The sequence below is a fragment of the Streptosporangium sp. NPDC006007 genome (assembly GCF_040614315.1).
Lineage (GTDB): Bacteria > Actinomycetota > Actinomycetes > Streptosporangiales > Streptosporangiaceae > Streptosporangium.
The window spans coordinates 1-24654 of sequence record NZ_JBEXUG010000036.1; the positions used below are offsets into that span (position 1 = coordinate 1).

28 protein-coding genes are annotated in these 24654 nt (G+C 69.4%); 20 read left to right on the plus strand and 8 right to left on the minus strand.

The window, feature by feature from the left end; all coding sequences use genetic code 11:
- Positions 1-403: 403 nt before the first annotated feature.
- Positions 404-1177, minus strand: coding sequence for a GntR family transcriptional regulator (locus ABZ194_RS23655; protein WP_355599183.1), 774 nt, complete (start codon positions 1175-1177; stop codon positions 404-406).
- Positions 1178-1363: 186 nt separating this feature from the next.
- On the opposite strand from ABZ194_RS23655, the gene ABZ194_RS23660 reads away from it, so the two are divergent.
- The 16 genes from ABZ194_RS23660 (at position 1364) to ABZ194_RS23735 (ending at position 10665) form a co-directional block, all read left to right on the plus strand.
- Entirely contained in the window at positions 1364-1693 is a 330-nt protein-coding gene (locus tag ABZ194_RS23660; RefSeq protein WP_355599184.1) for a hypothetical protein, read from the plus strand.
- A 269-nt stretch (positions 1694-1962) separates the two neighbouring features.
- On the plus strand, positions 1963-2190 hold the full coding sequence (locus tag ABZ194_RS23665; protein ID WP_355599185.1) for a hypothetical protein: 228 nt from the start codon (positions 1963-1965) through the stop codon (positions 2188-2190).
- 3 nt (positions 2191-2193) lie between these two features.
- Positions 2194-2346 (plus strand): hypothetical protein, encoded by a 153-nt coding sequence (locus ABZ194_RS23670; RefSeq protein WP_355599186.1) that lies wholly within the window; start codon positions 2194-2196, stop codon positions 2344-2346.
- Positions 2343-3506 (plus strand): FtsK/SpoIIIE domain-containing protein, encoded by a 1164-nt coding sequence (locus ABZ194_RS23675; protein ID WP_355599187.1) that lies wholly within the window; start codon positions 2343-2345, stop codon positions 3504-3506. Before ABZ194_RS23670 ends, ABZ194_RS23675 begins: the two co-directional genes overlap by 4 nt.
- A 318-nt stretch (positions 3507-3824) precedes the next feature.
- Complete coding sequence (locus ABZ194_RS23680; RefSeq protein WP_355599188.1) at positions 3825-3980, plus strand: hypothetical protein; 156 nt, start codon at positions 3825-3827, stop codon at positions 3978-3980.
- A 32-nt stretch (positions 3981-4012) separates the two neighbouring features.
- Positions 4013-4729: a DUF2637 domain-containing protein gene (locus tag ABZ194_RS23685; RefSeq protein WP_355599189.1), complete on the plus strand. Its 717-nt coding sequence runs from the start codon at positions 4013-4015 to the stop codon at positions 4727-4729.
- Positions 4730-4748: 19 nt separating this feature from the next.
- Entirely contained in the window at positions 4749-4889 is a 141-nt protein-coding gene (locus ABZ194_RS23690; protein WP_355599190.1) for a hypothetical protein, read from the plus strand.
- A 160-nt stretch (positions 4890-5049) separates the two neighbouring features.
- Entirely contained in the window at positions 5050-5199 is a 150-nt protein-coding gene (locus ABZ194_RS23695; protein WP_355599191.1) for a hypothetical protein, read from the plus strand.
- Between the two features lie 56 nt (positions 5200-5255).
- Positions 5256-5420 (plus strand): hypothetical protein, encoded by a 165-nt coding sequence (locus ABZ194_RS23700; protein ID WP_355599192.1) that lies wholly within the window; start codon positions 5256-5258, stop codon positions 5418-5420.
- Between the two features lie 57 nt (positions 5421-5477).
- Positions 5478-5645 carry a hypothetical protein gene (locus tag ABZ194_RS23705; RefSeq protein WP_355599193.1) on the plus strand — a complete coding sequence of 56 codons (168 nt, stop codon included), beginning with the start codon at positions 5478-5480 and terminating at the stop codon, positions 5643-5645.
- A 376-nt stretch (positions 5646-6021) separates the two neighbouring features.
- Entirely contained in the window at positions 6022-6885 is an 864-nt protein-coding gene (locus ABZ194_RS23710; RefSeq protein ID WP_355599194.1) for an NUDIX domain-containing protein, read from the plus strand.
- Positions 6882-7604, plus strand: a complete 723-nt coding sequence (locus tag ABZ194_RS23715; protein WP_355599195.1) for a hypothetical protein — start codon at positions 6882-6884, stop codon at positions 7602-7604. The genes ABZ194_RS23710 and ABZ194_RS23715 overlap by 4 nt, the downstream gene beginning before the upstream one ends.
- On the plus strand, positions 7601-7837 hold the full coding sequence (locus ABZ194_RS23720) for a hypothetical protein (RefSeq protein ID WP_355599196.1): 237 nt from the start codon (positions 7601-7603) through the stop codon (positions 7835-7837). The genes ABZ194_RS23715 and ABZ194_RS23720 overlap by 4 nt, the downstream gene beginning before the upstream one ends.
- Positions 7834-9225 carry a replication initiator gene (locus tag ABZ194_RS23725; RefSeq protein ID WP_355599197.1) on the plus strand — a complete coding sequence of 464 codons (1392 nt, stop codon included), beginning with the start codon at positions 7834-7836 and terminating at the stop codon, positions 9223-9225. The genes ABZ194_RS23720 and ABZ194_RS23725 overlap by 4 nt, the downstream gene beginning before the upstream one ends.
- Positions 9212-9394 (plus strand): helix-turn-helix domain-containing protein, encoded by a 183-nt coding sequence (locus tag ABZ194_RS23730; RefSeq protein ID WP_355599198.1) that lies wholly within the window; start codon positions 9212-9214, stop codon positions 9392-9394. Before ABZ194_RS23725 ends, ABZ194_RS23730 begins: the two co-directional genes overlap by 14 nt.
- 2 nt (positions 9395-9396) lie before the next feature.
- Positions 9397-10665: a site-specific integrase gene (locus ABZ194_RS23735; RefSeq protein ID WP_355599199.1), complete on the plus strand. Its 1269-nt coding sequence runs from the start codon at positions 9397-9399 to the stop codon at positions 10663-10665.
- Positions 10666-10727: 62 nt separating this feature from the next.
- Here ABZ194_RS23735 and ABZ194_RS23740 read toward each other — a convergent pair whose 3' ends face one another.
- The 4 genes from ABZ194_RS23740 to ABZ194_RS23755 are packed head-to-tail and all read right to left on the minus strand — an operon-like array spanning position 10728 to position 16532.
- Complete coding sequence (locus ABZ194_RS23740) at positions 10728-11909, minus strand: acyl-CoA dehydrogenase family protein (protein ID WP_355599200.1); 1182 nt, start codon at positions 11907-11909, stop codon at positions 10728-10730.
- A complete protein-coding gene (locus ABZ194_RS23745) occupies positions 11906-12850 on the minus strand; it encodes a hydroxymethylglutaryl-CoA lyase (protein WP_355599201.1) in 945 nt (314 codons plus the stop codon). The genes ABZ194_RS23740 and ABZ194_RS23745 overlap by 4 nt, the downstream gene beginning before the upstream one ends.
- Positions 12850-14955 carry a biotin carboxylase N-terminal domain-containing protein gene (locus tag ABZ194_RS23750; RefSeq protein ID WP_355599202.1) on the minus strand — a complete coding sequence of 702 codons (2106 nt, stop codon included), beginning with the start codon at positions 14953-14955 and terminating at the stop codon, positions 12850-12852. Before ABZ194_RS23750 ends, ABZ194_RS23745 begins: the two co-directional genes overlap by 1 nt.
- Before the next feature lie 8 nt (positions 14956-14963).
- Positions 14964-16532, minus strand: coding sequence for a carboxyl transferase domain-containing protein (locus ABZ194_RS23755; protein ID WP_355599203.1), 1569 nt, complete (start codon positions 16530-16532; stop codon positions 14964-14966).
- A gap of 90 nt (positions 16533-16622) precedes the next feature.
- Here ABZ194_RS23755 and ABZ194_RS23760 point away from each other — a divergent pair, with 90 nt between their 5' ends.
- Positions 16623-17222: a TetR/AcrR family transcriptional regulator gene (locus tag ABZ194_RS23760; RefSeq protein WP_355599204.1), complete on the plus strand. Its 600-nt coding sequence runs from the start codon at positions 16623-16625 to the stop codon at positions 17220-17222.
- 206 nt (positions 17223-17428) lie between these two features.
- Here the strand turns inward: ABZ194_RS23760 and ABZ194_RS23765 are convergent, their stop codons facing one another.
- The gene (locus ABZ194_RS23765) at positions 17429-18814 is read right to left on the minus strand and encodes a hypothetical protein (protein ID WP_355599205.1); all 1386 of its coding nucleotides are present in this window, start codon (positions 18812-18814) and stop codon (positions 17429-17431) included.
- 250 nt (positions 18815-19064) lie between these two features.
- Here ABZ194_RS23765 and ABZ194_RS23770 point away from each other — a divergent pair, with 250 nt between their 5' ends.
- Positions 19065-21275: a thiamine pyrophosphate-dependent enzyme gene (locus ABZ194_RS23770; protein WP_355599206.1), complete on the plus strand. Its 2211-nt coding sequence runs from the start codon at positions 19065-19067 to the stop codon at positions 21273-21275.
- A gap of 31 nt (positions 21276-21306) precedes the next feature.
- Here ABZ194_RS23770 and ABZ194_RS23775 read toward each other — a convergent pair whose 3' ends face one another.
- A complete protein-coding gene (locus ABZ194_RS23775) occupies positions 21307-22449 on the minus strand; it encodes a magnesium and cobalt transport protein CorA (protein WP_355599207.1) in 1143 nt (380 codons plus the stop codon).
- 12 nt (positions 22450-22461) lie between these two features.
- Positions 22462-22749, minus strand: coding sequence for a hypothetical protein (locus tag ABZ194_RS23780; RefSeq protein ID WP_355599208.1), 288 nt, complete (start codon positions 22747-22749; stop codon positions 22462-22464).
- A 281-nt stretch (positions 22750-23030) separates the two neighbouring features.
- Here ABZ194_RS23780 and ABZ194_RS23785 point away from each other — a divergent pair, with 281 nt between their 5' ends.
- Together ABZ194_RS23785 and ABZ194_RS23790 are read left to right on the plus strand one after the other, a co-directional pair.
- Positions 23031-23732: a M50 family metallopeptidase gene (locus tag ABZ194_RS23785; RefSeq protein WP_355599209.1), complete on the plus strand. Its 702-nt coding sequence runs from the start codon at positions 23031-23033 to the stop codon at positions 23730-23732.
- A 153-nt stretch (positions 23733-23885) separates the two neighbouring features.
- The gene (locus tag ABZ194_RS23790) at positions 23886-24626 is read left to right on the plus strand and encodes a histidine kinase (RefSeq protein ID WP_355599210.1); all 741 of its coding nucleotides are present in this window, start codon (positions 23886-23888) and stop codon (positions 24624-24626) included.
- Positions 24627-24654: the final 28 nt, after the last annotated feature.

The window sequence follows — 24654 nt, forward strand, 5'->3', positions numbered from 1 at the left end:
GCTTGCGGCGCGGGGGCGCGCCGCTGCCGGCGGACCGGCCGAAGAGCCGCAGCCGCCGGCGGGCGAGCGCGGCCCCCCGAACCCCATCGGGAACATCGGGCAGGTCTTACATGCAGGGCCGTGAACGACATCCAGGGCTGCGCTGTGCCCACCCCCACCACTCGACCCTCCGGGCATCCAGGGATCGACACCTTCACGGCCGCTCACCACCTCGCCATGGCTTTCCCCCACTCTCGGCGGGGTTCCGCTCCCGCGAACCTCCGTCTGCTTGTTCGACCAGCGTCCGCAAGAGCCTCCCCTCCCCCCGCCTTCCTCTCTCCCCTGGTCTGGCCAGAGGCGGCGCCTCCACCGCGTCAGCGGTGGCTTGAACACGTATGGAAAGTCGTAACAGGAGGTCAGTGCCTTACCCGCCTGCCGGCGGCGTCTCCTGCTGTAACGGCAAATCGTCATAAACGATGATGGTTCGCGCAGGATCAGCAACGATCACCTGATACTCAATGGGTGTCTTGGCAGCATCGAAAGTTGTTCGGCGCACTTCGAGGATCCACCCTCCGCCGCGTAGCCGAAGTTCGGCAGCCTCGTCTGCCACTGGAGGCCGTGAGCGGATCTCTTCTCCGGCACTAGCCGGCGTCAAGCCTGCTTGGAGTAACGCACGGTAGATTCCTCCAACCACCTTGCTTGAACGAGCGATGGGTGTACCTCGGATCAGCTCGTATGGGTACCACGCGGTTTGAAGTTGGGCGGGCTCGCCGTCGATCAACGCGCGGCGTGATCTTCTAAGTACGGCAGTCCCGGCAGCAAGATGAAGCGCAGAGGCGACCTCGGGAGGAGCGGGCTCTCGCTCCACTTCGACTGTCTGCATCTCTCCGTTGACTCCTTGCTCGCGACATGCCGTTTCCCATGGACCTCGATCACCGTTTGGTGTCAAGACAGCGCGATAACGACTAAACCGCACTCGAACCGGCGTTCGATCAAGGACTACAGTCCCCCGCTTTCGGATAGCGCGGACCAGACCCTCGGATTCGAGAACGCCGATCGCAAGGCGAACGGTTTCATTGGCCATGCCGTACTTCTTCGCCAGCTCGGTGATCTTAGGCAGGACGGCTCCCGGAGGATACGTGTCATCCTCGATGGCTCGCCGCAGGTCAGACGCCAACTCACGATATCGGGCAATCATCTAACTACCTCCCAGGGGTCATCTTACTCCCCCAGTTTTAAGCAATAGATCTGGGTCTATTGACAACGAGGAGAGGTAGAGGCACACTCTGATTAGATCTAGATCTGTTCGATAGATCTGGATCTAATCAAGAGTCTCGATGGGCAACTCCTGTCAGGGCTGAAGCATCAAGAGTTAGGAGATTCCATGCGTAACATCCCGGTGGACGTCTCGGCCATGGCGTTCATGGTCGCGGGTGAGGCTGAGCCGAAGATCGTGGACCGCGCGACGGGTGAGGTGAAGCAGGACAAGGAGGGGCGGGACCTCTACACGATCCCGCTGCTGCCCAAGCCGAACGACGACCGGCGTAACCCGGTGATCGTGGTCACGTTCCCCTCAGTCGACTTTCCGCAGATCCCGCAGGGTATCCAGGTCCGGCCGGTGGGCCTGTCGGCCTTCTACTGGCAGATGAACGGCCGGTCGGGGATGGGTTTCCGCTGTGAGGCGATCCGTCCGGCTACCGAGAAGTCGGCCTGACGGTCATGGTCGGGCGCACCTATCTGGAGCGGGGACGGCCGGTGACGGTCCTCATCGCCTGGAACGGGCGGGGTCCCCGGAATGTACTGGTCCGCCGCGAGAGCGGACAGGAGGTGGTGCGTCCCTTTCGGGGGCTGCGCCGTCTTCCCGCTCCCGGCATCACGGATCCGCTGTTTTAAGCGGTGGTCCCCGAAGCGGCTTATGCCTGGCAGCTTCCCCGCTTCGGGGCCTCCCGTTCATCCACAGAAGAGGAAAGGAGGACTCTCAGTATGACTGATTTTCTGATCTGGGGCGCGGTCGTTGTGGCTGTCGCTGGGGCGGGCCTGCCGGCCTGGCGCAGGCTGCACCCGGTGTCGTTCTGGTGGCTGCTGGGCTTCCCGATCAAAACGATCACGGTGTACGGCACGTGGCGGGCGGTGGCCTCGGGCTGTGGTCTGGCCCGTAAGCGTCGGCGGTGGCGGTTCACCTTCCCGGGTTTTCCCGGACTGGGGGGCTGAGCCATGGCTTCTCGTGAGCTGACGCCCGCTGAGCGGCACCTGGTGTTGGAGTCGTTGACTTCCGACCAGATGCAGGATGCTCTGACCTATCTGTCCGGCTATGACCCGTCCGCCTTCCAGGAAGCGCTGAAGGGCATCCGGGGGGCTGAGTCGTGACCGTGGTCTCGCAGCGTCGGAAGGTGCGGCGGGTGGAGGTGGAGCGCGCTCCGCGGCTGGGGCTGATCCGTCCTACCCGGTTGGGGTTTCGGCTGTCGGTGCGGCTGCATGACGGGCAGACGCCGGAGGACTATGCGCGGGTGCTGGATAAGCTCGCCCACGCCTGGAAGGTCCACAGTGTGCGGCTGGCGTCATGGAAGCCGGGCCGGGTCGTGCTGGTCGCGACCTTGGTGGATCCGCTAGAGCGGGTGACGATTCCGGTGCTGGCCGATGGGCTGTTGCGGGTGCGGGTCGGCCTACTGGAGACCGGAGCGCCGTTCGTCATCGATTTCCGCGCCGTGCCGCACTGGCTGAACGTGGGTGCGACCCAGTCGGGTAAGTCGAACCTGGCCAACGCGCTGATTGTCGGTCTGGCGCCGGAACCGGTCGCCTTGGTCGGCTTCGATCTCAAGGGCGGGGTGGAGTTCACCCCGTATAAGGCGCGAATGTCGGCGCTGGCCACCGAACGCGCCGAGTGCGCGGATCTGCTGGCCGATCTGATCGGCGTCATCAAGGCTCGGATGGCCTTATGCCGGCGGTATCGGGTGAAGAACATCTGGCATGAGCGGCTGCCGGAGGCTGAGCGGCCGGTGCCGATCGTGGTGCTGGTCGACGAGGTCGCCGAGTTGTTCTTGATGGCCGATCCGAAGTCGGAGAAGGAGGAGGTCGCCGCGGTCGCCACTCGGCTGTTGCGGCTGGCTCAGCTCGGGCGGGCGTTCGGTATCTATCTGATGGTGTGCGGTCAGCGGGTCGGCTCCGATCTGGGTCCCGGTGTGACGGCGCTGCGTGCGCAGCTCACGGGGCGGATCTGTCACATGGTCAACGACGATGAGACGGCCAAGATGGCGTTGGGCGACATGGACGCCGGTGCGTTGGCCGCGGCTCGGCGGATCTCTTCGGCGATGCCCGGCACGGCGGTGGTGGCCGGTACTGAGGGCAGCTGGCATCGGATGCGGTCGGTGCATGTCAGCGAGGAGCAGGCGGAGGCCGCTGCCGCTACGTATGCGCATCTGGCTCCCCGGTGGGCCGACCTGACCCGCGGTGTCGCCGCTTCGGCTGATGTGGATGCCGTAGATCTCGGTGAGTTCACCGTTCCCGATCTGGACGATCTTCCCGTCTGATCGTTTCCCGCTGCCCTTTGGGCCGGTGTGAGCCCTTACATCACGCCAGGTCCTTACCCCGCTCATGCCGAAACCCGCCCCTGCGGGAGGTGCGTGATGGCGCGCTGTCTCGATCTCACCGAGATGCACGTCCTGAAACAACCGTGTCGACGGTGTGGCCATCAGTGCGCGGTTCACACCGGCGGCGCGAAATCCGGTGGCTGGGCGATTTATGAGCCGACCTGGGTGAACGCCTCGGGTTGGTGCCGGATGCCCGGCTGTGACTGTCCCGCCCGTACCTGACCCCCTCATCCCCCGAACCCCTGGAAGGAGATTTCAATGGCGCGAAAGCCCGACCGGCGCACCCCTGAGGAGGCGTTGATCGAGGAGCTGCTGGCGGAGGTGGTGGAGCTTCGCGAGGAGAACACCCGTCTGCGGCTGCCCTCGGCGCCGGTGGTTGATCTGGCCGCTCGCCGTACCGGCAAGAAGAAGTAGGGCCAGGGCCGATGAGAACCCGCCTGCGTTCGGTGCTGGCCGATTCCGGCCCGGTGATGGTGCTCGCCACTATCGCCGCGGTGGGCTCGTTCACCCACATCAGCAAGCTGGCCGCCCGGTACGGGCAAATGGGCTGGCAGTCCTGGGCGGTGGCGGTGTGCATCGACTTGATGTGTGTGATGGCCGCGCGGGAGATCCAGCGCGATAAGCGCACTGGCCGTCCCCGGCGTGGGTGGGTTTCCTGGCCGTCGCTGGTGCTGGCCGGCGGGATCGTGCTGACTTTGGCGGCCAACCTCGCCGAAGCCGACCCCTCCGCGTGGGGGTGGATCGTCGCGGCGACTCCGGCGGGGGCGTTCCTGATCGCGATGTCGATGCTGGAGCGCCGCGCCGGTCATCCCTGCCGGAAAACGGTCGTCGAGGCCGAACTCGTCGCCGACCGGCCTTCGCACACCGCTGGCTCGGTGTCCGGTCCTGCCCGGCCGTACCCGCATCCGGCCGTCCCCGAGCAGTGCCCGGCCGAACTGGCACCCGTTCCGCCTGTCCTGCCCGTCTCTCCTGTTTCGCCTGTGCTGGGACGTCCGGCCGTCAGTGCCGTCCTGCTGGAGGACGCGCGCTATCTCGCCGATGAGCACACCCGGCTGCACGGCACCCCCATCAGCGCCGATGACCTTCAACGTCGCCTGCGGGTGGCGCCGGAGGTGGCGGCCGACCTGCTGCACCACCTGAACACCACATCTGATCTCACCTGACCTGAAAGGAGCACATCTCATGGCTCAGTCCGACCTCTGCCGCACCTGCCGGGGCTACGGCACCGTCTACGTGCTGAAGTCCGTCCGGCAAGCCGGTGGCACCGTCATCGTCGAGACCCGCCGTCCCTGCCCCACCTGCCGCCCCCAGGCGGACCTGTGATGGCCCCCCGCACTCGGCGTCGGCCGTCCCAGCGCCCCGGCTGTCAACAGGGACGGGTTCCGACCACTCAGGTCGTGAGCCGCGGTCTTCACCGCCGCACGGTCGAGACATACGGCTTGCGGCTGACCTGCGACGACATCGGTCATGCCGGAGGCACCTCGTGTGCCGGCTGATCTACCGCGACGGCAATGCCAAGGACCTCGCCCGCGATCTGCTGGAGATCCGCGTGATGTACGGCCCGGCTCGGGTCGTCTACCTGCACAAAGACAAGAGCAGCGGCACCTACTCGATCTGCCTGGAGGTGCAGTGATGGCCCCCCTGGGCGCCTCTGTCTGTCCCCGGCATCACACCAGGAGGCGAGAAGAGATGAGCAAGAGCAAGGCCGAGATACAGGCGGCCCGCGCTGAGCTGCTGGCGGCGCGTGAGGCAATCCACGGCTTGGAGACCCGGCCCGCGGAGGACGCGGAGTACTGGGAGGCCAACCGGCGGGTGCTGCGTGCGGAGAAGGCCGTCCCCTGGTGGCTGCGGTAGCGGCGCCCCAGACAGCCCGTGAATAACCCGGCTCGCTGATCGAAAGGAGGTGAATCCATGAAGGACATGTGCGGCGCCTGCAATGGCACCGGTGTCAGTGAACACATGGAGCCGTGCGGCTGGTGCGACGGGCACGGCTGCCCCGACTGCGACGGCACCGGCGCTGCTCCCGATGACGACCGCTGCTGCGACTGCGACGGCACCGGCATCGACAACTACCTCTGATCATCGCTCAATACGGACCCCAACCACCACAAGAAATGAGAGGCAAGCCCATGAACCGTTGCCCGGATTGCGGTCGCGAGATGGACCCCTACGGCGGCATCTTCGTCTGCTTCTGGTGCTACGAGGACAGAGAGATCCCCAACGAGGACTGATCCCCGACTTTCACGACGCCTCCACGGGGCGGCCCACAGCCTGCCAGCTTTGTTCGCCGCTCCGTGAGGGCGTCTCCCCCCTGCGACCTGCAAAGGAGACCTTCATTATGCCCAACCCCTGCCCGGCCTGCGCCGGGGCCGGACTCACACCTTCTACCCCAAGCACTGGCGGCAACTATGACGGCACCGGACGCGCCACCGAGCTGCGGAAGGGGAAGTGACCGATGACCGTCGAGTACACGCACCCCGACGTACTGACCATCGGCGTACGCGCTGGATGGGCCGATCCCGTAACCGACCCCTCCCGGATCGATTGGGCCGCGAGGCAGGCCACTGCGGTGATCCCGTTCGAGGTGATCGACGGCCGCCCGATGAACCCGTTTGCCCCGACCGGTATCGAGCGCGGCCGGAACGAGTTGGGCCACTGGGGCGAAGCCCTGTGCGCTGACGCGATCGTGATGGCCACGGTTGCGGGCCGTCGCCGGTTGGTGATGGTCGCCCGCAGGGACGGGCACGGATGGGCGCTTCCCGGCGGCCACGTCGACCTCGGAGAAGACCCCGGGCATGCTGCCGTCCGCGAGTTGGAAGAGGAAACCGGCCTGGTCATCCCCGGGGCGGCCTGGCGGACGCTGCCCGCGCGATACGTGCCCGATCCCCGTGCCAGCGATGAGGCATGGATGGTGACCGTGCCCGCCATCACCGACCTGGGCTTCCTTCCCGACCTTCCGCCGGTGACCGGTGCCGACGACGCCAAGCAGGCCGCCTGGATCGCAGCGGACAGTTACTCCGCGTTGCTCGCCGACCTCGCAGGCGGTGAGGTGTTCGCCGCTCACCGGGCCATACTGGCCGATCTGCTCATGTCCCCCCTGTGCCCGGACTGCGGTGGTGAGGGTCGAGCCCTGATCGCGCAGGTGATCGGCTGTGGTCTGCGCCGCCGGACCGTAGAGCAGTTCGCCGCGTGCCTGACCTGCTCGGGTACTGGACGGTCATCGACATGGCTGCCGCCGGGGACCGCCTCCACCTGGATCTGCCGTTGCGGCGCGGTCAACCCCCGCACCGTCACCACCTGCGGAAAGTGCGGCCAATGACTACGCCCGAGATCCTCGACCTGTTCTGTTGCGCCGGCGGTGCGACCCGCAGCTACCAGGAAGCGGGATTCCGTGTCACAGGCGTGGATGCCGTGGCCCGCCCGGAATACCCCGGGCAGGAGTTCCACCAGGCCGACGCGATCGCCTTCGTCCTGGACAACCTGACGGAGATCCGTTCCCGGTTCGTGTTCGTCCACGCCTCCCCGCCGTGCCAAGGGGAGGGCACGTGCGCCAAGGGGACGAACAAGGCCCGTGGGAACCCTCATCCCCGCCTGATCGACCCGACTCGGGCCGCGCTTGAACGCCTGGGCCTCCCCTACGGCATCGAGAACGTAGCCGGATCCAAGATCCGCAAGGACCTCATGCTGTGCGGGGAGATGTTCGGCCTCGGCGTCCTCATGCATCGCTATGTCGAGTTCGGCGGAGGGCTCCACGTCCCACAGCCGGAGCACAAGCCGCACCGGGGCCGCGTACGCGGGTGGCGGCACGGGATTTACCACGACGGCCCCTATGTGGCCGCCTACGGCGAAGGAGGCGGAAAGGCGACCGTTCAGGAGATGAAGGACGCCAAGGGCATCGGCTGGACAGATGAACACCTGGCGCTTCGAGAGGCACTCCCCCCGGCCTACACACGATTCCTTGGCCGCCACCTGGTCACCGCCCTCGACGGCGCCGGACCCGTTCAGCTCGAACTACCCGATCTATTGGCGGTGTCATGAGCGTCCATCACGTGCGGGTGACCGAGATCTACGCCCGCGCCGCCGACCATCCCTGGCTCACCCTGCGGCACGTCATCGCGGTCGAGTCCGCGCCCTGCCTGGCCCCGGTCCTCATCCGCATGGCCGGCCGACACGCCCGGATCGCCTGCGGTCGCCGGCTCCCCCTGGACAGGCAGTGCCGCAACTGCGCCCCGCGCATCGTCGTCACCGAGGTAAGGAGGATCACCGCTTGAGCAGCCCCGCGCCGCTCGCCGAGTTGGTCGGGCCGGTCATCCGTGACCTGGCCCGCCGCTCCGGTCATGACCTCACCCGGTGGTTGACCCAGACCGCCCGGCTTCGCGGCTGCGCCGAACCGGTCCGGCTGACCGGCGAAACCGTCACGGTCGATGCCTCCTCCGGTCAGGTCCTGCACACCTACACCACCGCCGCCGAACCTCACGGGCAACTGCTGGTGCGGTGCGGTAACCGGCGCGCCTCGCGCTGTGCGGCCTGCGCCGAGACCTACCGCCGCGACACCTTTCACCTGATCCGCGCCGGTCTGCTCGGCGGGTCCAAAGGCGTTCCGGCCACCGTGCGCACCCATCCCCGTGTGCTGGCCACCCTGACCGCCCCCAGCTTCGGCCCCGTCCATCGCGGACCGGACAAGCGCGGCACCCTCCAGCCGTGTCACCCCCGCCGCACCGGTCCGGCTTGCTTCGCCCGCCACCCCTCCGATGACCCTCGCATCGGCCAACCGCTGGACCCCGACGGCTACGACTACGCCGGGCACGTGCTGTGGAACGCCCATGCATCCGATCTGTGGCGGCGCTTCACCATCTACCTGCGCCGCCACCTCGCCGGAGCGGCCGGTCTGACCCATGCGGCGTTCAACGAGCAGATCCGGGTGTCGTTTGCCAAGGTCGCCGAGTACCAGGCCCGCGGCGTCGTGCACTTTCACGGCGTGATCCGCCTGGATGGCCGTGACCCGGACGGCGCCACCCTCCCGCCCCCCGGCTGGGCCACCACCGAACTCCTGGACGGTGCGATCCGCTCGGCTACGGCGGCCGTGCGGGTGCAGGCTCCCGACGTCGGCCAGTCCAACCGCGACCTGGCATGGGGTGAGCAGGTAGACGTTCAGCACATCGCCCCCGGCGAACTCGACGGCGACGAACTGACCGAGCAGAAGGTAGCCGGTTACATCGCCAAGTACGCCACCAAGGCCGCCGAATCCTCCGGCACCCTGGACCGCCGGATCCGCGCTGCCGATCTGTCCCGGCTGGTCGAGCAGGGCGCTACCGAGCACGCCGCCCGGCTGATCCGCACCGCCTGGGAACTCGGCAACCCCCACACCCACCCCGGCCTGCTTCACCTGCGGCTGCGCAAATGGGCGCACATGCTTGGCTTTCGCGGCCACTTCTCCACCCGTTCCCGCGCTTACTCCACCACCATGGGCGCCCTGCGGCAGGCCCGCACTGACTACCGGCAAGCCCAACTCGCCGCCGACGGGCTTCCCGATCCTGACGCCACGCTCGTTCTCGGCCACTGGCGGTTTGCCGGCCAGGGCTACACCCCCGGCGAAAGCGCCCTTGCGGCCTCGTTCATCGACCACGTCCCGAAGGAGGAACGCAATGACCACCACTGACAGCGATGACCTGTGGGACGTGGCCCGCACGGCTAAATTCCTGAGGGTTCCCCCGGCCACGCTCTACCAGTGGCGGCATCGCCGTACCGGCCCAACCAGCCACAAGATCGGCCGTTATCTGCGCTACGTGCCGGAAGACGTGCTGGCCTGGGTCCGAGAGCAGGTGTGACCATGGCCTTCGTCAAAGACCTCTGGATGAAGACGGTCAAACACCCCGATGGCCGAACGGAGAAGGCCAAGACTTCCCGGTACGGCAAGGGCAAGCGATGGCTCGCTGTCTGGGTTGATCCTGAGGGACGCGAGCGATCAGCGGCTTACGATCGCAAGGTGGATGCCGAGAAAAAGGCATCAACGATGGAGTCCGATGTTGCGCGCGGGGACTACATCGATCCGCGGGCTGGCAAGGTGCTCTTTGGTGATCTGGCAGAGCGGTGGCTCGGCTCTCGTATCGTCGACCCCTCCACGCAGATCCGGTACTCCTCTCTTTACCGGTTGCACGTGGGGCCGGCCTTTGCGCGACGTCAGGTTGGGAACATCAAGCCGTCTCACGTGCAAGCGTGGATCAGTGATCTGAGCGGCCGGTTTGAAGTCTCGACTGTGCGGACCTCGTTTCTTGTGCTTCAAGGTGTGCTGGACCTGGCCGTGGCCGATGAGGCCATCAAGAGGAGTCCGGCCAAGTCGCCGATCGTGCGGGTTCCCAGGCGTGTGGCCGAGGAGATCCTGGCATGGGCGGATGAACGGGTACACGCGGTGATCGATGCCCATCCTGACTTGTTCCGTGCGCTTCCGATCGTCGGTGCTGCCTGCGGTCTTCGTCAGGGGGAACTATTGGGGCTCGCTCTGGAGGACATCGACTTTGAGGGGCAGGTGATTCAGGTTCGACGTCAGCTCAAGAAGCTGGAGCCGGAGTTCGTGTTCGCCTTGCCGAAGAACGACCGTGAGCGTGTGGTCCCGCTTCCGGCCTGGGCCGCTGAGGCGATCCGGGTGCATGTCGACAAGTACCCGCCGCTTGTCTGCTCGCTGCCCTGGGAGAAGCCGAACGGCAAGTTGCGCACGCACAACCTGCTGTTCCGCTGGACCGGCGACAAGTTCATCAAGCCTCGTAGCTTCAGCGAACTCGTCTGGAAGCCTGCGCTCGTGGCGGCCGGTGTCATCCCCACGCCGACAAAGGATCCTCGTCAGCGCAAGCGGTTCGTCACCACGCGGAAGGAAGGGCTTCACCAGCTCCGGCACTTCTACGCCAGCGTCATGCTCAGCGGAGGTGTGGCCATCAAGGAACTCGCCGAGTACCTCGGGCACTCGGATCCAGCCTTCACGCTCCGGGTTTACGCGCACATGCAGCCGGGCTCTCACGACCGTGCCCGGCAGGCCATCGATGAGCGGCTGTTCCGGCCCCACTCCGCGTCTCACGGAACAGGGACGGAACAGGGCCGGTCTTGAGATCGTCTCCGTGGTCGCCGGACTGCCGTTCCGGTCCTCTCAGCGCAGTACGTATCTCCAGGTCAGAGCCCCTTGAGGCCCAGTTCGCGGGCGATGAGCATCCGCTGGACCTCGCTGGTGCCCTCGCCGATCTCCAGGATCTTGGCGTCGCGGTAGAAGCGGCCCACCGGGTATTCGTTCATGAAGCCGTAGCCGCCGAAGATCTGGGTGGCGTCGCGGGCGTTGTCCATGGCCGCGTCGCCGGCGACGAGTTTGGCGATGGCCGCCTCCTTCTTGAACGGCTCGCCGGCCAGCATCCTGCCGGCCGCGTGGTAGTAGGCCAGCCGGGCGGTGTGGGTGCGGACCTCCATATCCGCGATCTTGAACTGGATGGCCTGGTAGTGACCGATCGGGTGACCGAACGCCCTCCGCTCGCGGACATAGCGCAGCGACTCGTCCACGCAGCCCTGGGCCAGGCCCGTCGAGAGGGCGGCGATCGCGACGCGGCCCTCGTCGAGGGTCTGCAGGAACTGCGCGTAGCCCCGCCCCCGCTCGCCGAGGAGGTTGCCGGCCGGAACCCGGCAGCCGGTGAAGGAGAGCTCACGGGTGTCGGAGCAGTTCCAGCCGACCTTGGAGTACTTCTTGGAGACGGTGAAACCCGGGGTGCCGGACGGCACCAGGATGGTGGAGATTTCCGGCCGCCGGTGCGGAAACGTCTCGTCACCCTCGCGGTGACCGGTGATCGCGGCGACGGCCACCACCCCGGTGATGTCGGTGCCGGAGTTGGTGATGAACGCCTTCGAGCCGTTGATCACCCACTCGTCGCCGTCCAGCGTGGCGGTGGTGCGCATGCCGCCCGGCACGTCGGAGCCGCCCCCCGGCTCGGTCAGGCCGAACGCGCCCAGCACCTCGCCCGACGCCATCCGGGGAAGCCACTCGGCGCGCTGCCCGGCCGTACCGAAGCGGTGGATCGGCATCGCGCCCAGTGAGACCGCGGCCTCCAGGGTGATGGACACGCTGGAGTCGACCCTGGCCAGCTCCTCCAGGACCAGGCAGAGGGCGAAGTAGTCGCCGCCCATGCCGCCGTACTCCTCGGGGAGGGGCAGCCCGAACAGGCCCATCGCGCCCATCTGGCGGACGATGTCGTAGGGAAACTCCCGGCGCTCGTACAGGTCCCCGATCACCGGGGCCACGACGTCGCGGGCGAACGCCTCGACGGTCTTGCGGAGGTCTTCGTATTCCTCGTTGAGCTGGGGCATGATCACTCCTTGACGTGTCGATCGGGGGCCCGGCCGGCTCCCAGCGCCCGCACGACCCGTGACGGGCTGGGGCGGCCGAGCTCGGCAGCCAGCCATGTGCTGGTCTCCACCAGCGATTCGAGGTCGAGTCCGGTCTCGACACCGAGGCCGTGCAGCATCCACACCAGGTCCTCGGTGGCGAGGTTGCCGGTGGCGCTCTCGGCGTACGGGCAGCCGCCGATGCCGCCGGTGGAGGCGTCGACCACGGTCACGCCCGCGCGCAGGGCCGCGAGGGTGTTGACCAGTGCCTGACCGTAGGTGTCGTGGAAGTGCACGGCCAGCCGCGAGGGCCCGCCGAACGCCTCGACGAGGGCGGTCACGTGCCCCGGGGTGCCGACGCCCGTCGTGTCGCCCAGCGACAGCTCGAAACAGCCCAGGTCGAGCAGCCTGCGCCCCACGGCGACCACCTGCCCGATCGGGGTCGGCCCCTCCCACGGGTCGCCGAAGCACATCGACAGGTACGCCCTGACCCTCAGGCCGTGGCCGAGCGCCCGCGCCACCACCGGCTCGAACATCTCGAACTGCGACTCCAGCGTCCGGTTCAGGTTCCGGCCGGCGAACGTCTCGGTGGCGCTACCGAAGATCGCTATCTCCTGGACGCCGTGTTCCAGCGCCCGGTCGAGACCCCGCTCGTTCGGCACGAGCACCGGGTAGCGCACGCCGGGGACCCGATCCAGACCGGCCAGCAGCTCCGCGGCGTCGGCGAGCTGGGGCACCCACCCGGGGCGCACGAAGCTGGTCGCCTCGATCACGCGGTGCCCCGCGGCGGCCAGCCGGGCGATGAACTCCGCCTTGATCTCGACGGGAACCATCACCGGCTCGTTCTGCAACCCGTCGCGCGGGCCGACCTCGTAGACCGTGACCCGCTCGGGCAGCCCCGCCTCCGCGACCCTGTACGGCTCCCGCATCACGACTCCCCGTCCCGTCGCACGACCGCCAGCACGGCGTCCATGTCGACCGCCTGGCCGGCCCGGACCGGCAGCTCGGCGACCGTCCCGGTGACCGGGGCGGTCACGGTGTGCTCCATCTTCATCGCCTCGACGACGAGCAGCGGCTGCCCCTCGCCGACCCGCTCCCCCGCGGTCACCTTGACCACGAGGACGGTGCCGGGCATCGGGCTGCGGACCACCCCGTCGCCGTCGCCGCCCGCGCCCTCCCGGTCTCCGGGGTCGCCCAGGTGGTGGCGGGTGAGCGCCCACGCGTCGCCGTCCCTGCCGAGCCAGACCACGTCGCCGTCCCGGGCGACGGCGTAGCGCCTGCGGACCCCGTCCAGGGTGATCAGCAGATCGTCGCCGTCCACGGCCAGCCTCGCCGGCACGCCCCGGCCCCGGACCGCCGCCCGCGCGCCGCCACCGGGCGGACCGCCGGGCACGGGCGCCGGGACGTCGCCGGGAGTGCCGCCCTCGGCCCCGGAGACGCCGCCCCCCGGCAGGCGGACCTCGACCTCGGCGCCCGCCGAGGGCAGCCCGCGCACCAGGACCTCGGTCACGCCGTCGCGGCCCTCCAGCCGCCAGGTGGTCCACGCGGCCTCACCCAGCCGCCAGCCGTCGGGCACCTCCCACGGGTCGGCCGGCTCGGCGGGCGTCCGCTCGTGGTGCAGGATCAGGGCCGCGGCGACCGGCACGTCGGCGGGGACGCCCCCCGCGGGGACCAGCGTGTCCAGGTGACGTTCGACCAGGCCGGTGTCGAGGTCGCCGGCGACCACCCTCGGGTGGGTGATCAGTGCGCGCAGGAAGGCGATGTTGGTCGGCACGCCCAGCACGCCGGTGGCGGCGAGCGCCCCGTCCAGCCGCCGCAGCGCGCTCGCCCGGTCGGGACCCCAGGCGATGATCTTCGACAGCATCGGGTCGTAGTCGCTGCCGACGACGCCGCCGGCCGCCAGGCCGGAGTCCACCCGGACGCCGCCGGGCTCGCGGAGCGCGAGCACCCGGCCGCCGGTCGGCAGGAACCCCCGTGAGGGGTCCTCGGCGTAGACGCGGGCCTCGACGGCGTGGCCGCGGAGCCGCACCTCCTCCTGGGTGAGCGGGAGCGGCTCGCCCGCGGCGACCCTGAGCTGGAGTTCGACCAGGTCCAGGCCGGTGACCAGCTCGGTGACCGGATGCTCGACCTGGAGCCGGGTGTTCATCTCCATGAAGTAGTAGTCGCCGGTGGCGCCCTGGACGATGAACTCCACCGTGCCCGCGCCGGTGTAGCCGACGGACCTGGCCGCCTCGACCGCCGCCGCGCCCATGCTCGCCCGGGTCTCGGCGTCGAGCAGCGGAGAGGGGGCCTCCTCGACGATCTTCTGATGGCGGCGCTGCAGACTGCACTCGCGCTCGCCCAGGTGGATGACGTTGCCGTGGCCGTCGGCCATCACCTGGATCTCGATGTGCCGGGGGTTCTCCACGAACCGCTCGATCAGCAGCGTCGCGTCGCCGAACGCGGCGGCGGCCGTACGGCGGGCGGACTCCAGGGCGTCCGGCAGCTCCCCGGCCGAGCGCACCAGCACCATCCCCTTGCCGCCGCCGCCCGCCGAGGGCTTGATCAGCGCGGGGAAGCCGATCCGGCCCGCGGCCTCGGCCAGGTCGTCGCCGGGTTCCGCGCCGCCGGGGACGACGGGAACCCCGGCCGCCGACACGACGGCCTTGGCCCGGATCTTGTCGCCCATGGCCTCGACGGCCTCCGGCGGCGGGCCGACGAACACCAGCCCCGCCTCGGCGCACCGCCTGGCGAAGGCGGGGTTCTCGGCCAGGAAGCCGTAGCCGGGGTGCACGGCCTGGGCCCCGGTCGCCGCTGCCGCCGCCAGGATCCGGTCGATGTCGAGGTAGCCGCCGCCGAGCCGTACCGCGACGTCGGCCTCGCGGACGTGACGGGCGTCGGCGTCGGCGTCGCTGTACACCGCGACGGAGCGGATGCCGAGCCTGCCGAGTGTGCGGATGATCCGCAGGGCGATCTCGCCACGGTTGGCGATGAGAACGGTGCCGAACAGCCCAGGCGATCCGGGTGCCGGGCGGGGGGCTGGTGAGCGGTTCATGGGTGCGGTCACATCCGAAAGACGCCGTAGCCGATGGGGTCGAGGGGGGCGTTGGCCGCGGCGGACAGGGCCAGGCCGAGGACGGTCCGGGTGTCGAGGGGGTCGATGACGCCGTCGTCCCAGAGGCGGGCGGTGGAGTAGTAGGGGTTGCCCTGGTCCTCGTACTGCCGGCGGATGGCGTCGGGGTCGGCGTCGCCGACCGTGGAGAGCACGTTGGCCGCCTGCTCGCCGCCCATCACCGAGATTCGCGCGTTCGGCCACATCCACAGGAACCGGGGCGAGTAGGCCCGGCCCGCCATCGCGTAGTTGCCCGCGCCGAACGAGCCGCCGACGACCACGGTGAACTTGGGCACCCTGGCGCAGGCCACGGCGGTGACCATCTTGGCGCCGTGCTTGGCGATGCCCCCCGCCTCGTACGCCCTGCCGACCATGAAGCCGCTGATGTTCTGCAGGAACACCAGCGGGACGCTGCGGCGGTCGCACAGCTCGATGAAGTGCGCGCCCTTGAGCGCGGACTCGCCGAACAGGATGCCGTTGTTGGCCACCACCCCGACGGGGTGACCGTGGACGCGGGCGAAGCCGGTGACCAGCGTGGGACCGTACTCGGCCTTGAACTCCCCGAACCTGCTGCCGTCCACGACCCGGGCGATGATCTCCCGCACGTCGTACGGTGTGCGGGTGTCGGCGGGAACGAGCCCGTAGATCTCACGGGGGTCGTGCGCCGGCTCCCGGGAGGGGGCGCGCTCCCACGGGCTGGGGGCGCGCGGCCCGAGGGTGGCCACGATGTCGCGGACGATCCGCAGCGCGTGGGAGTCGTTCTCGGCGAGGTGGTCGGTGACGCCGCTGACCCGGGCGTGCAGGTCGCCGCCGCCCAGTTCCTCGGCGGTGACCTCCTCCCCCGTGGCGGCCTTCACCAGCGGCGGGCCCCCCAGGAAGATCGTGCCCTGGTTCCGGACGATCACGGCCTCGTCGCTCATCGCGGGGACGTAGGCGCCGCCCGCCGTGCAGGAGCCGAGGACCGCGGCGATCTGCGGGATGCCACGCGCCGACATGGTGGCCTGGTTGTAGAAGATGCGGCCGAAGTGCTCCCGGTCGGGGAAGACCTCGTCCTGCCTGGGGAGGAACGCGCCGCCCGAGTCGACGAGATAGAGGCAGGGCAGGTTGTTGTGGAGGGCGATCTCCTGGGCCCGCAGATGCTTTTTGACGGTGATCGGATAGTAGGTGCCGCCCTTGACCGTGGCGTCGTTGGCGACCACCACGCACTCGCGGCCGGAGACGCGGCCCACACCGGTGATGATCCCCGCCGCGGGGGCCTCGTCGCCGTACAGCCCGGTGGCGGCGAGCTGGGAGAGCTCCAGGAACCGCGAGCCCGGGTCGAGCAGGGCGTCGACCCGGTCGCGGGGCAGCAGCTTGCCCCGGGCGACGTGCCTGGCCCGCGACCGCGCCGGACCGCCCGGCGCGGCGGCCGCGACCCGTTCCGCGAGGTCGGCGACCAGCCGCTCGTTGACCTCCGCGTTGCCCTTGAACCCCTCACCGCCCGGGTCGCAGACGCTGCGCAGCACCGGCCAGCCACTCATGTGAGCCCCTCTCGTCCGGCTCCGCCGCCGTGGGCTAACGGTCGCTAACACCACTGGCGATGTTAGTCATTATTAACACCACCGTCTACCATGCGAGATGTGACGACTGCCCACCCCTCCACCCGCGGTCGCGGGGCACGGCGCCTGGAGATCCTGGACGCCGCCGCCGGGCTGTTCGCGGCACGCGGCTTCCACGGCGTCTCCATCGAGGACATCGGCGGCGCGGTCGGCACCACGGGCCCCGCCCTCTACCGCCACTTCAGCGGTAAGGAGGCGCTGCTGGCGGAGATGCTGCTGGACGTCAGCGAGCGCCTGCACACCTCGGCGGCGAGCCGGGTGACCGAGGCCCTCGACGCCGAGCACGCCCTGGACGCCCTGCTCACCGTCCAGATCGAGTTCGCGCTCAGCCATCCCTCGCTGATCACCGTGCACGACCGCGAGCTCGGCAACGTTCCCGAGCCCGCCCGCCGTCAGATCCGCCGCCTCCAGCGGCTGTACGTGGAGGAGTGGGTCACGGTGCTGAGCGAGCTGTATCCCGGCTGCCCCCCGCCCCGCCTGCGCGCCGCCACGCACGCCGTCTTCGGCCTGCTCAACTCCACCCCGCACAGCGCGGGCGAGCTGCCGCCCGAGGCGATGGCCGGGCTGCTGCGGGGCCTGGCCCGCGCGGCGCTCGCCACGGTTCACGGCTAGGAAAAGTTAGGGGCCGCTAACAGCCAAGCCGACGGCCTGAGCCGTCGGCCCCGGCCGGGCGCGGAAACGTCCGCCGGGGGCCGGGGAGTTCGGCCGGGGCGGGGAAACGGAGAACGGGGGCCGCGGAAAGAGGACGGCCCGGGCGCCTGAGCACCCGGGCCGCCTTATGCCGGGCCCGCTCCCCGCGCGGGGAGCGGACCCCGCCGTCACCGCCGGTGCCTGACGACCTTCACGTGGTCACTGGCGCCGGTGTCACCGTAGAAGTCGTGGTCACCCTTGAAGACGAACCTCCAGTAGCCGGAGCGGTAGGTCTTGGCCTTGGTGAGGATCCGGCCGCTGTCGGCGGCCCGGGTGGTCTTCACGTACTGCCACTTGTGCGAGCCCTTGGGCTTGAAGTACAGCCTGACCTTCGCGCCGTAGCCCTCCCATCCGTGGCCGTCACGGACCTGAAGGCTGCCGGTGAACGTGAGGTACCGGCCGTAGCGGCCGGGCTCGGGCGAGGCGTTGAACCGGACGATCCGGCTGTCGGCCCGCTCGGGCGCCGGGCCGGGCGTGAGGACCGTCACGTGGCCGGTGGCGCTGCCGGCGCCCTCGACGCCCTCGGCGCCGGCGAACTCGGCACGCCAGTCACCGGAGCGTGTGGCGGTCAGGTCGGCGCCGAACCGCCCGTGGCCGTCGGTCCAGTCGGTGGCCACGGCGGTCCACCGGTACGCGTCGTCGGCACGGAACAGGATGACGACCTTGCGGTCCCGGTAGCCCTCCCAGCCGTACTGGGTGTCGAGCAGCAGACGACCGCGGACGCTGATCCGGTCTCCCCGGTCCACCGGGTCGGGCCTGGCGCCGAAGTCGACGATCCTGCTCTGCCGGAGCGCGGCCTTGACGTCGACCCTGTCGGTCTCGCTCCTGGCGCCGAGGCTGGTCGGCGAGCCGTCGTACTCGGCCCGCCAGTGGCCGGTCCTCGTCGCCTTGGCCTTGAACCAGAACCTGCCCTGGCCGTTGGTCTCGACGCTGCCGGGGAGCCGGTCGTAGGAGCCGCCCAGCGGCCTGAAGGCCAGATGGACGCGGGCGTTGGGCAGCGGCGCCCAGCCGGTCGTCCCGTTCTGCCGGAGCACGCCGCCGAGGGTGATCAGGCCACCCTCGCGCACCACCGCGGGGGTGGCCGCGATGTCATCGAAATCGGTCTCGAAGACCTGCTTGACGGTGAACTCGACGGACTTGGCCGCCGAGTTGCCCGCGACGGCCCTGAAGGTCCACTTGACGGGGGCGAACTGACGGTTGAAGTCCTTGGTGTACTTCCACCGCGCCTTGCCGGAACCGAGGTCGTCGCTCCTGGTGAGCTTGAACTCGGTCTCGGCGCCGAGTTCGGGCTTGATCCAGCCGGTGACCGCGGAGGCGTCCCCGCCGGTCTCGGCGGTGAAGGTGACCTTCACCGTCTCGGCGCCCTTCACCTCGACGGGGCTGGGGCTGACTGCTACGTCGCTGACGGCGGGATCGGCCTTGCCTGTTCCCGCGGACGCCGTCGTGACCGGACCCGCAACCAGAGTTGCGACGCCCAGCGCTGCCACGACGGCGACACGAATGCGTTTCACCATTCGGGCCTTCCGTCCTTCCCGTTGGTTGAACGCGGCTTGAGGGTGCCGCGTCGTTACCTCCAAGTAGACGTATTGGTCAGGTTATCGGTTGATAAATTGACAACCCGTCATGCAGAACGGTCGAATAGGACCGGTCCATCCCCATATAGACCCCTGATACATGATCTGAGAGGTTCAAATACGTTGTTGGTAAGGTCCCAAAGCGGTTAAGGTCCGCTACAGGACCGGTCGATGGGGTCATAATCGGGCTGTGGCGCGCGACATGGTTGAGACCTGTTTCACCGAGGCGGTGGCCGCCCTCTCCCCCGGGGCCCCGCACGATCCCCGCCTTCCCGTGCGGGAGGGCACCGGCCTGACCGGGGCCCGCTGCCGGGAGCTCTTCGGGTTCCAGCTCGGCAGCAGACTGCTGGACGTGACAGCGCGCCGGCTGAGAGAACAGGGCGAGGGCTTCTACACCATCGGCTCGGCCGGCCACGAGGGCAACGCCGCCGTCGCCGCCGCGCTGCGCGCCACCGACCCCGCCCTGCTCCACTACCGCTCGGGGGCCTTCTACCTCGCCAGGTCGGCGATGGCGGGACGCCTGCCGGAGGAGGGGCTGCGCGACGTGCTGCTCGGCCTGACCGCCGCGGCCGAGGAGCCGATCGCGGGCGGCCGTCACAAGGTCTTCGGACACCCGGACCTGGCGGTGATCCCGCAGACCTCCACGATCGCCAGCCACCTGCCGCGCGCGGTCGGCGTGGCCTTCGCCATCGAGCGGGCGCGGCTGCTCGGCCTGCCGGGCGCGTGGCCACAGGACGCGATCGCGGTGTGCAGCTTCGGTGACGCCTCCGCCAACCACGCGAGCGCGCTGTCCGCGCTCAACACCGCCGGCTACGGCGCCTACCAGGGTCTGGCCCTGCCGATCCTGTTCGTCTGCGAGGACAACGGCCTGGGCATCAGCGTCCGCACGCCGAAGGGCTGGGTGGAGGCCTCCCGCCACCGGCGGCTGGAGTACTTCGCGGCCGACGGCTGCGACCTGGCCGACGCCCACGACGTGGCCCTGGCCGCCGTCGAGCACGTCCGCACCCGGCGCTCCCCCGCCCTGCTGCGACTGAGCACGGTCCGGCTGATGGGACACGCCGGCTCCGATGTGGAGCTGTCGTACCGGACCAAGCGGGAGATCAACGCCGACCTGGAGCGCGACCCGCTCGTCGCCACCGCGCGGCTGCTCGTCGAGGCGGGCCTGGCCACCCCGGACGAGTTGCTCTCGCAGTACGAGACGACGCGCGAGCACCTGTTCAAGATGGCCATGGAGAGCTCCCGGCGCCCCCGGCTGACCTCTGCCGCCGAGATCATGGAGCCGCTGGCCCCCCGCACCCCCCGGGCCGTCGCCCGGGCCTGCGCGGTGGCCGCCGGCTCCAGGGAGAAGGTCTTCGGCGGGAGGCTGCCCGAGACGGAGGGTCCGCTGACCCTCTCCCAGGCGATCAACCGGACCCTGGTGGACACGATGGCCGCCCACCCCGACGTGCTGGTCTTCGGGGAGGACGTGGCCCGCAAGGGCGGCGTCTACGGTGTCACCCGGGGCCTGCAGAGACGCTTCGGCGTGGGCCGGGTCTTCGACACCCTGCTGGACGAGCAGTCCGTGCTCGGCCTGGCGCTCGGCTCCGGTGTGTCGGGACTGCTGCCGGTGCCCGAGATCCAGTATCTCGCCTACCTGCACAACGCGCTGGACCAGATCCGGGGCGAGGCCGCGACGCTGCCGTTCTTCTCCCAGGGAGCGTTCCGCAACCCGATGGTGGTCCGCATCGCCTCCTACGCCTACCAGAAGGGCTTCGGCGGCCACTTCCACAACGACAACTCGATCGCCGCGCTGCGCGACATCCCCGGGCTGGTCGTGGCCTCCCCCGCCCGGCCCGACGACGCCGCCTCGATGCTGCGCACCTGCCTGGCCGCCGCCCGCGTCGACGGCGCCGTGTGCGCCTTCCTGGAGCCGATCGCCCTCTACAACACCCGTGACCTGTTCGACGAGGGCGACAACGGCTGGCTGGCGCCGTACACCCCGCCGGCCCGCTGGGCGGAGACGCACGTCCCCATCGGCCGCGCGCGCAGTTACGGCGACGGCCGCGACCTGACCATCGTGACCTTCGGCAACGGCGTGCGGATGAGCCTGCGGGCCGCGGTCAGGCTCACCGCGGAGGGCTACGGCTGCCGGGTCCTGGACCTGCGCTGGCTCTCCCCCCTGCCGGTGGAGGACCTGCTGCGCGCGGCGGAGCTGACCGGCAAGGTGCTGATCGCCGACGAGACCCGCCGCGCGGGCGGCGTCTCCGAGAGCGTCGTCGCCGAGCTGATCGACGCCGGCTTCACCGGCGGGATCTCCCGGGTGACCTCCCTGGACAGCTTCATTCCGCTGGGCGACGCCTCCAAGCACGTGCTGCTCTCGGAGGCGGACATCGAGGACGCCGCCCGCAAGCTGCTCGGCTGAGAGCCTCCCCGCCGGGCACCGGGGCGAGGCTCTACAACCAGTCGCGTCGTTTGAAGACCACGTACAGGGTCACGCAGACGGCCACCATCAGCAGCACGGCGAACGGGTAGCCCCACGCCCAGTGGATCTCGGGCATGACCTCGAAGTTCATTCCGTAGATGGTGCCCACGAGGGTGGGGGCGAACAGGATCGCGGCCCAGGCGGAGATCCTCTTCACCTCCTCGTTCTGGGCGTTGCTGGCCTCGGTGAGCCTGGTCATGTGCTCGTTCTGAGCCTGGGCGACCATGGTCGAGTTGACCACGAGGATGTCGTGGAGCATCTGGCGGAAACCGCCGACCCGCTCGGCCACGGTGATCGCGTGGTCGGCGACGTCGCGTAGGTATCTCTGCAGTTCCTCGTCGACCCCGTACTTGGCCGCCCCGGCGATGAAGCCCTCGATCATGCCGAGCAGCGGCCGGGTGGCCCGCTGGAACTCGATCACCTCCCGCGAGAGCTCGTAGATACGGCGGGAGACGCCCGGCCGGTTGCCGAAGACCTCGACCTCGATCTCGTCGATGTCGTTCTGCAGGCCCGCGACCACCGGGGCGTAGCCGTCCACGACCGCGTCGAGGATGGCGTAGAGCACCGCCTGGGGGCCCTGGCGGAGCAGGTCGGGGTCGCTCTCCATCCGGCGGCGGACCTGGGACAGGTCCGGGGCCTCGCTGTGCCGTACGGTGATCACGAAGTTCCGGCCGACGAAGACGTGCAGCTCGCCGAAGTCGACCTCCTCGATCTCGTCGAGGTATCGGGCCGGGCGGAGGACCACGAACAGCGTGTCGCCGTACCGGTCGGCCTTGGGCCGCTGGTGGGCCACGATGGCGTCCTCGACGGCGAGCTCGTGCAGGTCGAACTCCTCGGCGACGTTGTAGACGGCCGCGTCCTCCGGCCGGTAGAAACCGATCCAGGCCATGCTGTCCGGCGTGTTCTTCAGCCGGTCGAAAGCCTCGGGCAGCGACGCCGGGGTGGCGTCCCTCTGCCCGTTGACGTAGATCGCGTTGTCGATGAGGTGTGACCGGGGCGAGAGCGGTTCGTCACCCGTGGAGCGGGGGTCCATCGAGCGCTCGGGAGAGTCCCGCGCCCCGCCGGAACGCCCGCGCATGAGGCTCCGTATGCCCCGCGTTCGCCGATCAGCCACGCCTGTTCCTCCTCATCCGGTGTCCAAGGACTCCTCCGGCGACCGCGTCTCCCCGCCCCGGATCGTCGCCCGGAACATCGGGGGCCGGCCGAGCGGCGGGCCCGCCGGCCCGCCCGGAGCCATCGTGGACCAGTGCCTGAAGTCGAAGTCGTCGTGGTGACGGATGATCAGGCCGCCCTCGGACCGGGGCAGGGCCTCGGTGTCGTTGACCACCCGCCTGCCCGTGCCGGCGAAGGTGTAACGGGCCCTCCATCGTGCCGTGCCGTGGTGGGGCCGTGCGCCGGCACCCTGGACGGTCACGTCGATGTCGTGACCGCGGCCGAGTCACCCGCCGGGAGAACTCCCATGACCGAAGTGTAGTCGGCGGCAAGATCGAGCAGGCGGAGGGTGCCGCCGGGCGGACCGTCCCGGGCCGGCGACCGGGCCGCGGCGCTCCGTGTGCCCGGACGGCAGGCGGACACGCGGCCCGGGGTCTCCGGCACCCCTTTTCCGGAACCATGTTCTGCGCGTCATCACTTTATCGCCAGCACACCGGATGTCGTGGGACGCTTTGCTCCGGCATCGCGAAGGAGAAGTGATCGTTGTCCGAGGTCTGGGTGACTCTGACCAGGGCCCAGTCGGGGCCGCCCCCGTGGGTCGTTCTGTTGTCGGCGCTGGCCGCGCTGGGAGTGGTGGCGTGGTCCAGCTCCTGGCATCTCTCCAGGGGGCTGATCACGATCGCCCACGAGGGCGGGCACGCGCTGATGGCGCTGCTCACCCGCCGCAAGCTCCAGGGCATCCGGCTGCACTCCGACACCTCGGGGGTCACCCTGACGCGGGGCAGGCCCACGGGTCCGGGGATGGTCCTGACCGCCTCCGCCGGATACGTCGCCCCGTCCCTGCTGGGACTCGGCGGGGCCTGGCTGACCGCCTCCGGCCATGTGGCGATCCTGATCACGATCATGATCGGACTGCTCTTCTGCATGCTGCTGGTGATCCGCAATCTGTTCGGAGTGGTGAGCCTGCTGGTCACCGGCGGGGCGATATTCGCCTTCACCTGGTACTCCGCGCCCGACATGGACGCCGTCCTCGCCTATCTGGCCGTCTGGTTCCTGCTGTTCGGCGGGATCCGGCCGATCCTGGAGTTGCAGAGCAAGCGCCGCCACGGCCGCACCCCCGACTCCGACGCCGACCAGCTCGCCCGGCTGACCTTCCTGCCCGCCGGGTTCTGGGTGCTTCTTTTCCTGGTTGTGGCGGGAGCCGCCCTGCTGGGGGGCGCCTACCTGCTGAATCCGCTCCGCTGAGCGCCCTGGACCGGCCCGCGAAGAGCCCAAAAAACCACCGATAAACCATGTCGCAGGACGAATCGGACACCATTCTTTTCGGTCCGACCCTTACCGGCGATTACTGTTCCTAGTTATTGACAATTAAATGATTTTTTGGGTTTATCACCATCTATGAACCCCTTCCGGGAGTATCAGCAGATAACACAGCAACCGCACGCCACACCGGTGATCGCGGCCGGGACAGCGCTGGTCTCGTTGATCTCACTGAGCGTCACGGTCGCCCTGGCCCTGCGGATCCGGCGGCTCCGCGCCGAGCGGGACAGGGCCGTCACCCGGGCCCGCGAGGATCTCGCCCGCGACGTGCACGATCTCGTGGGGCACTGGCTCTGGCTGGCCTCGCTCAAGAGCGAGCTGGCCTACCGGCGCACGGCCGGCGACTCCCGCCTCCACGGCGAGCTGGGCGAGGTGCTCCAGGCGGTACGGCACGCCGCGCACGCCGTACGCCAGGCGTCGAAGGGCGACCGGCGGCCGTCGCTGGGGGATGAGAGCGCGCGGGCGCGGGCCCTTCTCACGGGCTTCGGAGCCGAGTGCTCGATCAGCGCCGCCTCCGCCGGACTCCCGGAGGAGGTGAGCGCCGTACTGGGAACCGTGGTGCGCGAGGGCGTCACCAACATGCTCCGGCACAGCACGGTCGGACGGTGTGTGATCGAGCTGACCGAGGACGGCGACCGGCTGCGGCTGACCGTCGCCAACGACGGCGCCCCCGGCCCGGAGCGTCCGTGGAGCGCCGGCTGCGGCCTGGGCAATCTGCGGCACCGCGTGGCCGGGCTCGGCGGTACGGTGCGCGCCACCGCCGGCGAGGACGGCTGGTTCAGGCTGGTCGCCGAGGTGCCTCGGAGTTTTTCCGAATAATTTTCACTTCTACCGCAAAACCGCAGGT